10 protein-coding genes and 1 pseudogene are annotated in these 16,470 nt (G+C 53.2%); 5 read left to right on the top strand and 6 right to left on the bottom strand.

What is annotated here, in order from left to right:
* Positions 1–2: 2 nt before the first annotated feature.
* Genes dpdH through dpdD form a run of 5 tightly spaced genes read left to right on the top strand, consistent with a single transcriptional unit; the run spans position 3 to position 11,103 of the window.
* On the top strand, positions 3–3,155 hold the full coding sequence (gene dpdH, locus JT31_RS14960) for a protein DpdH (protein WP_038483165.1): 3,153 nt from the start codon (positions 3–5) through the stop codon (positions 3,153–3,155).
* The gene (gene dpdI, locus JT31_RS14965) at positions 3,139–3,876 is read left to right on the top strand and encodes a protein DpdI (protein ID WP_235212878.1); all 738 of its coding nucleotides are present in this window, start codon (positions 3,139–3,141) and stop codon (positions 3,874–3,876) included. The genes dpdH and dpdI overlap by 17 nt, the downstream gene beginning before the upstream one ends.
* A complete protein-coding gene (gene dpdJ / locus JT31_RS14970; protein ID WP_038478701.1) occupies positions 3,876–8,390 on the top strand; it encodes a protein DpdJ in 4,515 nt (1,504 codons plus the stop codon). The genes dpdI and dpdJ overlap by 1 nt, the downstream gene beginning before the upstream one ends.
* The gene (gene dpdK / locus JT31_RS14975; RefSeq protein WP_038478705.1) at positions 8,387–8,932 is read left to right on the top strand and encodes a phospholipase D-like domain-containing protein DpdK; all 546 of its coding nucleotides are present in this window, start codon (positions 8,387–8,389) and stop codon (positions 8,930–8,932) included. Before dpdJ ends, dpdK begins: the two co-directional genes overlap by 4 nt.
* Positions 8,932–11,103, top strand: a complete 2,172-nt coding sequence (gene dpdD, locus JT31_RS14980) for a protein DpdD (RefSeq protein WP_038478707.1) — start codon at positions 8,932–8,934, stop codon at positions 11,101–11,103. Before dpdK ends, dpdD begins: the two co-directional genes overlap by 1 nt.
* A gap of 35 nt (positions 11,104–11,138) precedes the next feature.
* Here dpdD and queD read toward each other — a convergent pair whose 3' ends face one another.
* The 6 genes and pseudogenes from queD to JT31_RS15020 form a co-directional block, all read right to left on the bottom strand.
* Positions 11,139–11,501, bottom strand: a complete 363-nt coding sequence (gene queD / locus JT31_RS14985) for a 6-carboxytetrahydropterin synthase QueD (protein WP_038478710.1) — start codon at positions 11,499–11,501, stop codon at positions 11,139–11,141.
* Between the two features lie 175 nt (positions 11,502–11,676).
* Positions 11,677–12,604: pseudogene (locus JT31_RS24095) on the bottom strand (transposase); the annotation flags it as partial.
* Positions 12,605–12,803: 199 nt separating this feature from the next.
* A complete protein-coding gene (locus JT31_RS15000) occupies positions 12,804–13,802 on the bottom strand; it encodes an endonuclease/exonuclease/phosphatase family protein (protein WP_235212879.1) in 999 nt (332 codons plus the stop codon).
* Between the two features lie 79 nt (positions 13,803–13,881).
* Positions 13,882–14,169 carry a helix-turn-helix domain-containing protein gene (locus JT31_RS15005; protein ID WP_038478716.1) on the bottom strand — a complete coding sequence of 96 codons (288 nt, stop codon included), beginning with the start codon at positions 14,167–14,169 and terminating at the stop codon, positions 13,882–13,884.
* Between the two features lie 594 nt (positions 14,170–14,763).
* Entirely contained in the window at positions 14,764–16,065 is a 1,302-nt protein-coding gene (locus JT31_RS15015; RefSeq protein WP_038478722.1) for a type II toxin-antitoxin system HipA family toxin, read from the bottom strand.
* Positions 16,066–16,068: 3 nt separating this feature from the next.
* Positions 16,069–16,329 carry a helix-turn-helix domain-containing protein gene (locus JT31_RS15020; RefSeq protein WP_370527350.1) on the bottom strand — a complete coding sequence of 87 codons (261 nt, stop codon included), beginning with the start codon at positions 16,327–16,329 and terminating at the stop codon, positions 16,069–16,071.
* Positions 16,330–16,470: the final 141 nt, after the last annotated feature.

Consider the following 16,470-nt stretch of genomic DNA (forward strand, 5'->3'; position numbering starts at 1 on the left):
AGATGATGGAATACTGGCCCTCCTCGCAAAATATTATCGACTGTATCCGCACCGAGGCGGAAGAGTTGGCGGAACATACGCTGCTGGCCGTGCACCAGCCGGTTCGCCTGCTGCGCATGGATAAAGACGGCAACAGGCAAGGGTACGGTAAGGAAGAGGATCTGCTAAACCATTTCCTCGTCACCCCGCGCCCCATCCCTATTGTAGGCAAGGCCGGCGTCGGCAAGTCGCATATTATTCGCTGGCTCGACGCCAAGTTGCGCCTGCGTCCGGAATATAAAAATAACCAATGGCATATTGTGCGTATTCCCAAAAGCGCCAGCCTGCGCGAAGTGCTGACGCTGATGCTCAAAGGGTTGGAAGGGCAGATTTTTGATGAAGCCCGGGAAGACATCAATAAAGTATCGGAAAAGCGCACGCCTCGCGAGATTGCCGAGTGGCTGCTGATGCTGATGGGCCAGGAGTTGCGTAACCTCCACGAGCGCAACAAGCTGGATATGGAAGCACTCAAAAAGCGGATGCAAGGCTGTTCGCCAGAGCAGCAGCATATGATGAAGCCGGAAGCGGTCCGCCTGCAAAAAATCCACGTTCATGCGGAAGATAAAGCGCTGGCGACGCTGATCAACGACGCCTATTTCAAACAGTTTTTGCTAAAAGACGAGCACTGCCTGTTCCGTCTGGCCAGCCGTCTGACTAATGGCGCAAACAGCAACGATCTGGACGAAGGGGAGCAGCAGCTTCAGGCCAGTGATCTAGACTTCAGCTTTAATATCAATGATTTAAGCTTACCGGCGCGTCAGTACATCCAGAAAAGCCGCCTCAACACCCATGAGGATGGGCGTAAAGATGCTTCGGTGATCCTGAATCTGGTGCTGGGAAAAGCGACGCAGGCGCTATTCAACCAGCTCTTCAACTTCCGGGGACGCAGCTTTTCCGATCTGTTCACCCAAATCCGTGAAGCGCTGCATGAAAAACAGATGACGCTGATGGTGTTGGTTGAGGATATGTCGCTGATCACGGCCATTGAAGATGTGCTGATCGACAGCCTGGAGAGGGAAGGTATCCGTGACGGTAAAGCGGTGCTCTGCCCGGTATGTTCCGCGATTGCGGTTACCGACGGTTATCAGGGGTATGCTCGCCGTCGTCAGGGGATGCTGGACCGCGCAAAAGGCGAGTGGGTGATTGAAGAAGTGGGGGGCGGTCGCGAAGAGACCCGGCAGCGCATCGTTGATTTTTGCGGTCGCTATATCAACGCTGCCCGTTTTGGTAGTGAAGCCTTACTGCAGCGTTGGGAAAGTACAAAGGATAAATCGCACTGGCCGCCAGACTGGGAAGCAACCGCCGATGGCGATGAAATGGTTGAAGTTTTTGGCCGCAGTAACCAGGGGTTCTCGCTATTCCCCTTCAATGCTCGCGCGATTCACGCGCTGGCGGAAAGCTTCTGCCGCGACGATCGCAATGAATTGAAATTCAACCCCCGGCAGATCATCAACCAGTTGCTGCTGCGAGTGCTGCAGCATTGTCGCCGTGACGCCGAAGAGGGGCATTTCCCGCCGGCACGTCTGGCCGATATTGCCGCTCCTGCTGGTCTGCGAAGCTGGCTCTTCCGTCAGGGCCTGGCGGACGTTGAACGCGCGGAGTCCATGGTCGCGCTGTGGGGATACCCGGCGAGTTCCGGGCCGACCTTGAGCAGCGCGCTGCCGCCTGATATCGCCCGTACTTTTGATCTCGGCGATCTGGCTCAGGTGTTGGAAAACACCAAGAGTGAGCCTGTAGGGGAAGCGCCGCCTGAACCACCAAGCGTCCATAAACAAGAAGTTAAAGAAGACGTTAAGAAAAAGAAAGTCGTCGTCGAGAAGCCGAACCCTGCGGCACAAGCGGTACCCGAGGATAAAGACACGTTAGCGATCAGGGAACTGGATGCCGCCGTGGGCGACTGGATGCTCAAAGGGGTCACGCTGGATCGCGATTCCGCGCGATTTATCCGCGCGACCTTAGCTTATTTCTTTGATAAACGGGCCGTTTTCTCCTGGGCGGGGACAAGCACACGACCAACGCTGTATGCCGGTAATACGGGGTTTGTGAATATAGAACTGCCTGAAGCGCAGGGTAACCGCGGTGTACACGTGGTGCAATTTATCCCACAGTCGGAATACGAAAAGCGTTCCGTGATCCTGACGGATGCCGCAATGGCGCTGGCCCGCTTTGGTTACTACCGGGAAACGAAGGGGAAAACCGAAGACTGGAGCTATCCGCAGGGTAAAGAGGACTATTTGGTTATCCAGAGCTTCTGCGATCGCTGGGTTAGCTATGCGCTGGCGGAGTTGGTTAAGCATAAGCGCAGCGATCTGCCGATGCTGCTGGGCGAACACCTAAAGCTGGCTCGCTCGCTGGGAATGAAAACCAACGGTGGGGTGACCGAGGTGTTGGGACGACTGCTGCAAAAAAGCGCCGTGCTGAAAAAACAGTTCCGCACCGGCCTGACGCCATCGATTATCGAACTCCGTAAGGACGCCCTCACGCGCTGGGATGAAGCTCAGACCAACTGGCTGTCGCTGGTGGCGCTAAACGATCATGCGCTGGAAGGTGATGTGTTGCACACCACACTGCAAACGGCGATGAAAGCGAAACCGGACGGCAGCCTGGCGTCGGTCGTGAAAAAGTCACTGTCTGAAATTCGTTCAGAGGTGAGCGCGGCCGAGCTATTCGCGGACTGTGAAAACGCGGATGATTTTGCTGACCTCATCAGCAGTATGACCCAGCAAGTGAAGTCGCTGGCGGACAGCGGTGACTATCCCGCCGATATGACACCTGACAGTCTCACCCTGATGGACGCCCTTACCGGGCTTACCGAAGGCGGCGTATGGCTGACCATTACTAAATTGCGAGGCGTTACGCTATCTGAAGATACGCAACGTCAATGGCAGTTACTTTGTGAACTGGACGGTACTTTAATTACCCGACTAATGATCGCGATGCAGTACTGGCAACTGATGTATAAACGGGTATCCGGCGCGATCGCCGCCTACAACAATAGCCACGGCGGGCATCGGATTAACGAATGTCGGGCTCAGATTGACACCACGCTGCAGGAACTCGATCTGGTTCTGGAGGAGTTGCAGCAGGCAGCAGGGAAACATGATGACAACGCTTAAGACACAGCTTGCCGGGTTACTGGAGCAGTACCAGTTAAAAGAGCAACTGCAATCCATGCAGGATGTTTACGAACAGTACCGAGCTATCCGCGATAGGTTGCAGGATGTCGCCGACCCGCTGCAGAAAGTCTGCGCTCAGCTGAAGGTGCTGAAAACACTGCCAGAATTGCAGGAGCAGCTTGATTTCCAGGAGAACGCTGCGACATTTTTTGGCATTCGAGCCGAACTACAGGCCTTAACCGCAAGCTTCAAATCGAGCGGAGAGCGCATCGAACAGAACGGTCTGGGCGAACTGCTGGTTCGCCTGTCGGGCGTGCATGACCGTATCAGCGAGAAAGTCGTGCAGGCCTGGGCGGTTTTTGTGGCGGAACTGGAAGCGCGCGCGGTACTCGCGCCCGTATTTCTTGAGCAGCAGAAAACGCTTGGCAACACCATGGCGTACACCAACTACCGTAACGCTCTTGATAACTTTAATCGCCAGAAGACCAGCGCGCCGGATAGCCAGGCGGTTGTCAAAAAGCTGCAGGGGTACTGCGACGAGATGGTTGAACTGAAAAAGGGGATGGAATTCAACGCTCCTGATGATGTTCTGCGATTCTTCGATGCCCTCGATAAACAACACCAGGCCTCACTGGCGCTGCTGACGCCAGAGGTACTGTCCTGGTTAAAAGAAAAAGCGCTGCTCCAGTCCTTCAACGTTACCCGTAAGAGAATGATGTGATGGCGGAAGTCGAATTATCTCTGCTGCATCGCGTGCTGGATGCGCTGGAAGAGCAGGAAAATGCGTTGCTGGTATGGGGTGATACCGGCGGTTTTTTTAATCTCGAGGAACTGCTGGAGATTATTGGTCGGATAGCGCCTGATGACGATCCTGAAGAGGTGCTGGAAGGTTTACTTGATACCGGCATGCTGATTCAGGCGCCCCATATTAGCGGCCGGCCGGTCTGGCGCACCCGCATGGGGGAAACAGTACATCTTCTGCGTAACCTACGTCAGTGGATGTTCAATAAGTCGCTGGAAGAGAGTAAAACGTTGGTCTCTGACTATCGTTTTATTCGCCGTCCGCGCAGATATCCGCAGCGCGTTGCTGAACCGGAAGCGTTGATTGTCGACTGGAAGACGCGGCTGAAACTGAGCCCGCGTATGTGTGAGATCATGCGGCAGGCGCTGGCATCCGCGAAGCCGTTTCGGCTGGCGAAGTTCCAGGCGCGTTCAACCGAGCGCATCATCCAGCACTGGCGCATGCATCAGGGCAACAGCAAAACCGCCAGCGCGACCATCGTCTGTGCCGGTACGGGGAGTGGTAAAACCCTGTCGTTCTATCTTCCTGCACTCACCAGCCTTGCAGATGAGATCTGCCGTAATCCTGCGCGAAAGGTGCGTATTCTAGCGATCTACCCGCGCACAGAGTTGCTTAAAGATCAGTTCGCTGAGACGTTTGCCCAGTGCCGTAAGCTGGATGGATACATGCAGGCCAATGCGGGGCGCAAAATCCGTATTGCCGCATTCTTCGGCGATACGCCAGTAAAGGCGGAGTGGAGTAGAAAAGACGTCAAAGGCAAATCAGGCCTGCCCTTCGGGCTGATGAAATGCCAGCAGCCCCATCCGCAAGACCCGCAGCAGCAATGCGGTGGCGCACTGGAATGGCGACGCGATGATATCTTCTCTCTTCATGAAGTGCTGACCTGTACCCAGTGCCATCATCAACTGGATGACAGCGAGATCCTGCTCACTCGCAGTACCCAACAGGCCAAAAGCAACGGGCCAGATATTCTGTTTACCACCACGGAAATGCTCAACCTTCAGATGAACTCCGGCTGGAGCAACCATCTGTTTGGCGTGGGGGAAGGTCAAGGGCCGACGCTGGTCCTGCTGGATGAAGTTCATACCTATAGCGGCACGACCGGAGCGCAAACGGCGCTGTTGTTACGCCGCTGGATGCAGCGTACGGACTGCCTCCCGCACTTCGTGGGGCTATCCGCTACCCTGGCGGATGCTCAGCATTTCTTCGCGAATCTGGTGGGGGCGCCCGAAGAAGAGGTGGCCCTTATCGAACCTGAACCGGATGACATGATCGAAGAGGGGGCCGAGTACCTGCTGGCGCTGCGCGGCGATCCGGTATCTGAAACGGCGTTATTGTCAACCACTATTCAGGCCACGATGCTGATGTCTCGTATGCTGGACTGCGATGCCGATAAATCCAGAGGCACGTGGGGCACGAAAACCTTTATTTTTACCGATACCCTCGACGGTAATAACCGCCTCTATCACGACCTTAGCGATGCGGAAGGCTGGGAAACGACGATCCCTCCACGTATCGATCACGCCCCGCTGGCGGCGCTGCGTAACCCGTATGATTTCAAAAGCGATGAACGTTCAAAGACCGAACTGGGGCAGAACTGGAAAGCGGCGATGGATATCGGCCACGACCTCTCTCAGCACAAGGTAATTTCACGTACGTCGAGCCAGGACTCCGGGGTCAATGCGCAGGCGGATGTAGTGGTCGCCACTTCATCGCTGGAAGTGGGGTATAACGATCCTCTGGTCGGTGCTGTTTTGCAGCATAAGGCGCCGAACGATGTAGCCTCTTATCTGCAGCGCAAAGGGCGTGCCGGTCGCCCACGCGGCATGCGTCCGTGGATGCTGGTGGTGCTTTCTGAATTTGGCCGCGACCGGGTCGCATTCCAGCGCTACGAAGGGTTGATGAGTCCCGAGATTAAACGCCAGGGGCTGCCGCTGGGTAACCAGCATGTACAGAAAATGCAGGCGGCGATGGCGACGCTCGACTGGATTAGCAAGACCGGGTCATTCAAGGATGTCTGCGGCATGCTCAGAAAACCGGAGCGCAACTCGCAGAAATTTAAACGTTATTACACCCCGTTGATTACCCTCATTGAAGAGGTGCTAAAGGGGGGCAGAAAGCAGAATGAACTGATTCGCTATCTGCAGGATGCGCTACAGTTGCCCGAAAATGCTATTCAGAGCATTCTCTGGAGCCCACCGCGTTCGATTATGCTGGAGTTTCTCCCGACCATTTTACGCAACCTGAAGTCACACTGGGCGGTGAATGGCGTTGAGTGGGCGGCCCTGCGTGCACCACAGGCAGATGGCGACGATGAGCAGTATAAAACGACCTCTCCCGCGCCGGAATTTATTCCGCAAAACCTGTTTAGTGAACTGAATCTGCCGGAACTGGATATTCGTCTGATGCGCGGCCGCGATAATGTTGAACAGTGGGAAACGCTCTCTTTCTGGCAAGGAATGCGAGAGTTTGCCCCGGGACGACTGTCAAAGCGGTATGCGATTAGATCAAACAGCAGTACAGACTGGCTGGTGCCTGAAACCTATGTGCCGGTGGCGACCGATGGCCGTCAGTACGTGGATTTCCCGGTAGCGGAGGCGTTTGGCGATAGCTATCAGGAAGAGTGTACGGTGGAACACCAGGGGAAGATGATCACGGTCATTAAACCCGCGAAGGTGCTGACGACACGTGCGGATATCCGCAAACTGACGGATAAAAGTAACGCTCAGTTGCAGTGGACGTTGAGCTTAATTAACCCCCATGTTGCCCATCCGGATAGTGTACCCAAAGGTGCTTGGAAAGGCACGCTCTATGATGTTACCTTTTTCAACCATCAACATATGACTCCGCTGGAGCTCGTGCGTTTTTCCACGGCATCGCAGGCATCGATACGCTTTCAGAATCGCGATCGGGCCCACGTTGAATTTAGCTGGGTGAAAGAGGGGGAAAAGGTCGGGGTAGGCAGTCGACAGTGGGTCGACGCCATGCGCCTGCGTTTTCGCCTCCCGAATGAAAATGTCCTGAGCTTGCTACAGCAGGACGATATTCTGCGTGGCCTGCGGCCGGTTTATTTCCAGCATAAAGTCAGACAACTTCCGGAATTTGAGTTCGACAGTTTTAAAGCTGATTGGGTGATTGAATGCTTTATGACGCTGCTGGCCGAAACGCTGGCGGCGGGGAGCAGTGTCTCCGTTGTCTCAGCGCTGCGAGTCATGGGGACAGCGCAAGGGATGGACAGGCTCGTCGATATTCCCGCGAGCCTGTTCCAACCTGATGCCAACAATGTCAACGGTGGCGATCAGGTGCTGCAGCTTAACCTACGTGAACTACTGATTCGTCCTGAGATCCAGCAGTCGCTGCTCGATTGCGCCGACGCGCTATGGAAGCCGGTAGCCGAGCTCGAGGGCTTTGTTGACTGGGCGCGCCAGGTGCTGGCGGATACTCTGGCCGCCGGTGTCCAACAGACGTTGAGCACACACCTTCCGGACGTTGATGAACGCGCGGTGGTGACCGATTCCCTCTGGTCGAAAGATTCTCGAACCGGGGAAGAAATACTGGAAATCTGGCTCTGTGAAATTGAATCAGGTGGCAGTGGGATTCTGATCCGGCTGCAGCAAAAATGGGCGGAAGATCCCGTCACCTTCCTGAATGTATTGGTGCGAAATCTCTCTGCCAGTGACTATGAGCAGATCGACTATGACCTGCGCATGGTGCTGGCGCTGCTACAAACCGATGAGACGTTGCGGCAGGCAGTAAGGGACGTGCGCGAGGCCAGTAATATGGACGCACGTCGAGAGGCGAATAAAAATCTGCATCTGCAGCTTTCACGCCGCGGTTTTCGCCTGTCCCATAGCTTCACTACGGTACTGTATTCGCGTCTGCTGCGAGCTGGCAGCGGGGATGACACTGATGACCAACTTCACCAACTGCTGACGGAGTGGACCTCGCTTGAGGCGCAGTCTGGCGTTGAATTTACGCTGAATACGATGGCGCACGCGCTGGCCGTTAAGGCCCGAGGGGCGGATTCAGAAGCGGCGGTTATCTTTGGCTTGCAGTGCCGGAATCAGAATTTACTCTGGCCGCGTGGGTACACGATTCGTCAGGCTGAGCTTGGTTTCTATAATATGTTCTGCTCGCGTGCCGTGGTGACTGAACGCCTGTTGGCGGGGGCGCTGTTCAGCGAGCGCATTGAAAAGCTATCTCTCGATCGGCCCGACTGGTTAGCATTGTTACATGTCGCGCTGCGTAAAAACGGGCGTGCAGAGCTTATTCTGCCTCGCGAGCAGCTTAGCCTGGTCCATCAAGTGATAACGACGGTGCAGATTGAAGCCGTCGATCATCTGGGCCTTTTGCTGTATCCGCGCTTGGGTGAGGTTCGACGTGAGCAGGATCAGTTGATATTACGTATTGAACTCGCGGAGATGGTGCAATGACAACGAAAGCCAACCAGCGCCAGATTTTCCTCCACGGCGCGACCGGGCAGCGAGTCCTTAGAGAGGTGCTGAGCGCGCAGCTGGTGGGATTGATTCTGCAGCCTGAACCTATCTGGCTGGTATCTCCCTGGGTAAGCAACTTTATGCTTTTGGATAATCGCGCCGGAAGCTGGGATAGCATTGAACCGGCCTGGGGAGGGCGCGAGGTCGACTTTATAGAGTTGCTGGCCAGCGCCATCAACAACGGGGCGCAACTGTCGTTGGTGACGCGCGATTTACCGCAAAACCGCAGCTTTATGAAAGGGCTGGAAAATCGGCTTAATAGCCATGCGGAATACCGTCTGGAACTACGCGATCAACTGCATACCAAAGGGTTGTTAACGTCGCATTTCTTCCTGAAGGGCTCCATGAATTTTACGTGGAGCGGCGTCAATCGAAACGAAGAGTATGTCGAACTGAGCTGCGATCCGCATATGATCGGCGAGGCGATAACGGCATTCGAAAGTCAGTATCATTTTAGTGGATCACAGGAAGCGTTCTGATGCAGGCAGATTGGCTGGAAAAATTTTATGCTGACGATACATATCTGGATTTCGGTAAGGCGATGCGCGGGGAGTACAACACGCCGCAAATCAATACGCTAATCCAAAAGGCCAACGCGCAGCAGATGCCCTGCATCATTCCTTCAGCCCGCCAGGGGCGGACGACATTTTATGGCCTGGCGCAAAATGGGCGCAGTCTTGAGGAATTGCGGCGGGTGCTGACGGCAGCATTGGGCTCTGCGGATACGAGTGCGGATATCAAAACGCTGTATCACCCAACCGAGCCAGGGGAACAATTGCTGCTTGAGCGATCTCCAAATGGGATCCTGTCTTTCCATTTTTTACAGGTTGCCGTGACAACGGCAGAAGAGGCCGCGAAGTTGCGGGGGGAGCGGACGAAAAGAGTGTATGCCATGCTGGAAACGGTCATGGAACTCTACCGTCAACGACCGGTGCTGAATACGCTGATTAGCCGGCAGACAGGGCGTATCCTGCGTGACTTTTACACCGCCTGTCATGCCCATGATGGAAAAGCCGCTGAGCTCTACCTACAGGAGCTTCGGGGAAATCAGGCACTGTCGCCGCTGAACCTGCTGTTTCTCGAACTCCAGGGGATGGCTGCCTCGGCGAAATGGGAAGCGATACTGACCTTCCCCCGCCTGGACGTGCTGCTTCAGGGGCGAGTGCCTGAACGTATTCAGCGCCTGCTTTTGCGTTCGACCGGGCATTACATGATGAATGCCATTCAGAAGGCGAACTTCCCGGAGGATTTAAGGGATGGTGCCCGCCGACTGGCGCTTGATATGCTGCCGCTGTACAAAACAAAGCCGGGGTTTGCCCATCACGACAACTTCCTCTCGGACTGGCAGCTTTGGGTGATGGGGGCGGCACTGCTGGGCATTCATGGGTGGCAAACGGCTAGCCCTGTCCTGCAGAAGGGTTGGATTCAACAGGTTGAGGATTGGGTCAATGATGCCAGCGCGCTGCAGGCTGTTGTGCAGGATGCCGAACAGAAACTGATCCAGGCCCCGGTAGTGACGTTGTTGAGCGTTGACGATGCGATAGCCTTATTAGCCGAAGCCTTCATTGCGGACGTGGAGCGCGAGAGCGAAATTTTTGCTCAGATGAGTGCTATGCCAGAGGTCACACAACAGGCGTTGCGGGCAACGCCGAAGTACTGGGACGCCTGGCTGGGGCTAAAGAAACGCTGTGAACCACAGGGCTATGGCTGGCATCACTGGCTGCTTGACGTTCAGCAGGCGACGGACAGCCAGCAGTATGAATCATTACGTCAGCAGTTGACGATACAGTATATGGACTGGCTCCCTGCGACCTTTGATGAGCAGCAGTGGACGCAATTGCTGGGCCAACAACCGACTGGCATGCTGGGTCAGGCGCTGCGTGACGGTTTACCTAACGTGCTGCAATGGCTTAATGAGTATGGCGTCAGCGTTTCTTCCTCTTTATGGTCAGAATGGCTGACGCTGCTTGCGCTGGAAGGTGTTAGTTCCGTTGAGGATGTCCGACTTGGCGGTATGATTCTTGATGCGCTGCTTTCCGGTAGCTTCAGTCACAAAGAGTATCTTGACGCGCTTGACGCTATCGAGGAGCTGTGCAGGAAGAATGAATCATCACGTACGGTGGAGTACGCGATTGATATTGCTGAGGTTCTGTATGACCGGGTGAGTGGCGATGATGCTCGCCGGTTACGCTACTGGGTGGGCGTTCAGGAGATGCTGGTGCGTCGTTGGGAGAGGCTGGACAACAGCATGCAGCTTTTGGCTCGCATGGTGGAACGGCTCTACCTGGGTAATGACGCCGGCAACACCTTCCCGACGGAAATCACTCAAGCGGGTGTAGCTTCTCCGTTACATCGCGATCTCAGCGGGAAAAAACTGGTGATTTATAGCCTGACGGAAACCGCCGCCCGGCGCGGTAGAGATGCGCTGATGAAACTGTATCCGGGGCTGTCTATTGAACTTAATGCTGACCATGTGGCCACGGATGCGCTGATCAATGCCGCGAGAAAAGCGGACTACTTTATCTTCGCCAGCGGTAGCTCAAAACATCAGGCGTTTTATACGGTAACCAGTTGCCGCGAGGATATTATTTATCCGGCAGGCAAGGGAGCCTCAAGCATGGTTGCTGCCTTTATTCGCGAACTGGTCTGATTTAGCAAGGAATAGCACCTGCTATTCCTTGTCTGTTATTCACCGCGATAAATGCAGCCTGCAGAGCAGGTCTCTTTTACTACGACTGCGCTAAGGATTTGGAGTTGCGGCTTAATCTGATTCCAAATCCATTCAGCAAGCACTTCGCTGGTGGGATTCTCCAATCCAGGAATATCATTGAGATAGTAATGATCCAGGCGATCTAGCGTCGGCTTGAAAATGGCCTTGAGTTCAGCGAAATCAATAATCCAGCCTGTGTGTTTATCAACTTCACCGGTAATCTCAAGGCGCACGACAAAAGAGTGTCCGTGTAGTCGGCCACATTTATGGCCGTCCGGAACATTGGGAAGACGGTGTGCGGCTTCAAAGCTGAAATCTTTGTATAACGTAGTTTTCATGGTTACCTCATTTTTTTGTTATACAGTAACAATAAGAGCTAGGATTTCCTAGCATTTCTGAGTTAGCTACCACTACCCTATTGATAGAAAAAATATTCAGCTCGAGCCCTACCCGGGCTGTTTTCGAGTGACCCTGACCCCGAATATGCTCCAGTCATAATCAGGAATAACCGGCCTCGATTTTGCATCGTGCATCCTCCAGGGACATGAACCAGTTCTCGTTCAGACATTCCTGCCGCAGCCTGCCATTAAACGACTCCACAGTGGCATTTCCGTCGGTGTTCCCGGGCGTGAGAAGTCTATGCGGATCCCTCGTTCATATACCCATTTGTCCAGCATTTTCCCTGCAAATTCAGAGCCATTATCGGTTTTCAGTAATTGTAGTAAGGACCGTCTGAGGGCAATGGTGTTCAGCATCTCTGCGACCTCCGTTGAGCTCAGATTCTGGCCCACGCAGATCCCCAGACATTCGCGGGTGTAGAGATCAATGACCGTCAGCAGACGTAACCGACGCCCGTCAAATAAGGCGTCAGAGACAAAGTCCATGCCCCAGATATGATTCGGATACAACCCCTGCTCACTGTAGAGCCGGTAAATGCGTTTATGATTATCCAGCCAGCCCTCCCGCCTGAGCATGACGTGAACCCGGCGGTAGCCATAGTGGGCCCGGGTTTCGGTGATCTCCCTGATACGCAGGCGTAGCGCACTGTCGTCTGCTGCCACAGAACGATAGCGGAAAGAGCTGCGGCTGATCCGTAGCGCAAAACAGACCTGCCGCTCGCTGGCCCCGTAGCGTGCCTGCAAGTCCCGGCCCCATTCCCGCAGACGCGCCAGCGTCAGGTCTTTTTTGCCAGTACATTCTGCAGCATGGCCTTGTCGAGGCTCAGATCGGCAACCAGCTTCTTCAGCCTGAGATTCTCTTCCTCAAGCTGCCGCATGTGCTTCAGCTCCGAAGGAGAAATCCCGCCGTATTTCTTGCGCCACGTATAGAACGTGGCATCGGAAATGCCCAGTTTGCGACAGACGTCCGGCACGGACGTCCCCAGTTCAGCCTGCTTCAGGGCAAAAACAATCTGCTCTTCGGTGAATCGTGATTTTTTCATCGGCACCACCTCCGTTCAGGGAGTGTAGATCATGCCGGAATTCTGTTTCTGAATGGAGCAGGATCTTGGGTCAGGGTCAAAGGGATATACCTCAAGCTCTCCATGCACTCAATCTTTCACCGCCATGCCATAGAATTCCTCTGCCCAAAGACGAAAGGGGCGCTAAGCCCCTTTGGTGAACGCAAACATCAGAAAAAAATCACTGCTCCAGCAATTTCAAACGCATAACCAAAGGCAAATGATCGCTTACCGCAGGCCAGTTGATGCCTTTTAATTGCTGCTGCTTGCCTGTAGGCAGAAGGATCTCGGTAGTTTCCCAGCGTTGGCCTTTAAATGTCAGGATATGGTCGATGGCTGCGGCCGGGTTTATGGCAGGCCAGGTCCTGGCATCAAACTCAGACGGCATCTGGCTTTGCCAGTAGCGCTGGAACCCCTGCATTACCGGGCTGCCGGAAACGTCGTTGAAATCGCCTGCCAGTATTTTTATGGACGTTTCAATGTTGGGGAAGCTGGAAGTGATATTCCCGGCTGCAAAGTCGTTGATAGCGTACATCTGCTGCATGCGTATGGCCGGGTCTTCCTGCCAGTCGAGGTGGCTGGCGATGAATACTATCGGGCTGCTGAAACCGGGTTTTTGTACTTCGGTCGCCAGCATTATGCGCTGTTCTACTTTTGGTGATGGTAGCGGGAGCGCTTCGTGGCGGGTGATTGGGTAACGTGAAAGCACGGCTATGCCATATTCCCCACCTTCAAAATCAATTGTTTTGCCAAAGACGCCGTACATGCCTGTTAGCTTTTTTAACTGTTCAAGCTGGTTAACGCCGCCGCTGCGTCGAGTGTTTTTATCCACTTCGCTCAGGGCGATGATGTCGGCATTTAAAGCTTTAATCGCCCTGGCTACGGCGTCGATTGCGCCAACTCGTACCGCCGCTATGTTGTAGGTGGCAACGGTAAGTTCAGGTGCCTTTGCGGATGGGTAGATTTTATTTGGGGTTCCGACTTTTCCGGGGGTGAGCACCACTAATTCACTTTCTTTGGCCGCAGTTTGTTCAGCGGCGTAGCTGGCCGGAATAGAGCTGATGATTACCAGGCTGAGGATAATTTTCCCGGCAGCTCGTAAATGGCGGCTGGCGCTTTTGGGGTTTGGTGTTTTTGTTATTCCTGATGTAGCGATTGTTCGTAGTAATGTAGATTTCATAAACGGCATTCCTTCGCGATCTTATAAACGATGAATGGATATGGCTGATCAAGGTAAACCAGCCGTAAAGGGTGAATCTTTAATGACTTTCTGTCGCCCCATCTTTAACGCCGGGGCCGCATGTTTGTGCCAAAGCTTCTCGTGGCTGGCGGCTATCGCCCTGGGTGGCGAATCTTTCCGGCCAGATTTCACTCGGATGCACACCAAGCGCACCGGCAATTAAAAACTCGCCTTTAGGCCAGGGGCGTGTAAGCGCGTTCGCTAATGTTGAAGAAGCCAGCCCGGCTGCTCGCGAAACGGCTGCCAGTGACGTTCCTTTTTTACGTAAACCCGCAATAATATCTGCTGAATGCCAATTCTCATTCATAACTCCCTCCACTTATTTATCTAACGGTTATTTCTTAGTGCGTGATCTAACTTAAAATAAATAAAATTGGCTGGATACTACGAAGAACGTAGCTTTATAGTTATGAGAGTCAAATCGGCAAAAAAGTCTTGGGTTCTTAAATTATCGTTTCTTTTTACATGGCTAACTAATTGATGCTGAATGATTAATGTTTTTATGTTATCTGTTTTTTATGTCTTAGAATGTTTTTCGGTCACAAAATTTAAATTTATTTAAATGTCGTGTGGATGATTTTATTTATTATTGGGTGTTTAAGTAAGAGGGTTAATTTATGGAGTTGAATAACTAAGAAGACATTATCTCTGATGATATAAGCGCGCCGGAACATCGCAACCGCAATGGGAGCATGGTATGGTCCATTCCCGTATGGAGACGACTCACACAATCAATTCTGGATTAAACAGGGAATAGATTATGCAAAAAACACGGCTATTAAGCGGCTACACTACACCTTAACCGGCGTGCTGCTGTTGCTTGTCGCAATTATGCCGGTTATCAGCTTCACGGCTAACGGAGTGCGTTAGCCACCTGATGCAAGGCTGCCAGTCTAAAATATTATCCTCTGATAATCCGCGCCGCCTGGTGGGATAGTCCATTGAAAATAGCATCGCTGATTTGTTGGGGAAAGTCGGCTGGCAGTTCTGCTGTAACTGTGGCGATAACTTCCTCTGTACGAGCGGCCATTTCCTGCATAAGGTCGAACGCCGTTTTCGGAGAAAATCCGACATGATCGGCAGTGCTGATGAAATGCCGGGGTTGGATCATCGAGAAATGGTACTGCCGATTCTTCCCTTGTAATGCCATTGCCATCTTCGCTTTTTGGAGAGGGATCCCGACCGTTTCAAAGATCGGGAAGGCAGACATAACATCGTACAAGGGGGTCATACGAAATGATGACTCTGGCTCGATGAACAAGCTAAAATTCTTCCCGTGACCGTCTATAGCGGCCAGCATCCAGAAGAGGATCTGTGTTTTAAAGAATATTTCACGATCCTGCGTTGCAACACGAGAGCCCAACAATAATTTCATTGCATCCGCGATGCCCGGTCCGCCGTGTGACTCATATTTCAGGGCCGGGGCAACGCCCAATGCCTGGCAAAAGTCCTCCTGGGGCAGCCGCAGCAGCCAACCATCGCGAGACCATCTTCGGTCAAAACGTTCGACTACCAGCACTTTCTTTTGACCAAATACGGCAAGTTCTGCATTAGCCACCGGGAATCCAAACGCTCTGGCAATACGCAAACACAGCCACTCGTTTTCGCAGCTTTCACTCAGGTCAATGTTGTTCTGCTCTATTCTGCCAATCGGGAGTTTGAAAATGTGGCTGGTCGGGGTGCTACCCTGCGGCCTTTGCCAGCGTGCCTGGTACCAGAGTAGGGCTGTTTTTTCCTGGGCTCCGGCTAATGAAATACGAAAATCAGCGCCTTCTGCCATTCCCAACGGAGCCATCTGGTAACCATCCAGTAGGGTTTCTATCTGAGAGTCATCCAACGGCTCTGCCAGCGTTTCCATTACGGAGGGGATGTCACTTCCAGGAGGGTAAAGCTGTATGGCACCCACGCAGTCACGCCCGACACTTGCTAACAGATCGAAAGGGTGTGCTGTTTCTACATGGAAGCGGGCCTGCATCCGGGCAATAATCGCCTCGGAGTCGGGTAAAAGGTTGCTGAAGAAATTGAAAACTTCTTTTCCTCTTATGCGGCTGTGCTGGAGGGGTAGTGACAACGAGATGGCGCGTGCACCGGGTTCAGACAGCCACTCGGGTACGTACTGAAATGACATCGCACCGCTGCCGTCCCGGTACAATGTGCCCACCACATCGCCGTTCATGGCAACGGTCAGAGTTTGTGTTCTCATCTCTTACCACTCCTTTTTCCAGTACCCGGCTGCTCTCTCATCCATGTTTGTGTCTTTTTTCACCACATGCAGTTCAAGATCCAGTGCTGAGAGGATTTTAAATAATGTCTCCAGCTTGGTGGACTCTGGTCTGTTCTCGAAATCAGAGACAGTTGTTTGCTTGATTCCAATCATCTCCGCGGTTTTGGTTTGAGTCAGTTTATTGATTTTTCGTTGGTCTTTGACTGCGTAAGCCAGTGAGGTCGGTGACGTTACTTTCATCATTATCCCCTTTAGCGGATATTTTAATAAAATCCCCTGTAGGGGTTAAAATAAGATTATCCTCTGTGGGGGTTAAATGCAATTTATCCTTTATAGAGGATAAGGTTTTTTGATGAACTGGCAGAGATGGGTTCTGGTGTGACT

Source organism: Cedecea neteri, from assembly GCF_000757825.1.
GTDB lineage: Bacteria > Pseudomonadota > Gammaproteobacteria > Enterobacterales > Enterobacteriaceae > Cedecea > Cedecea selenatireducens.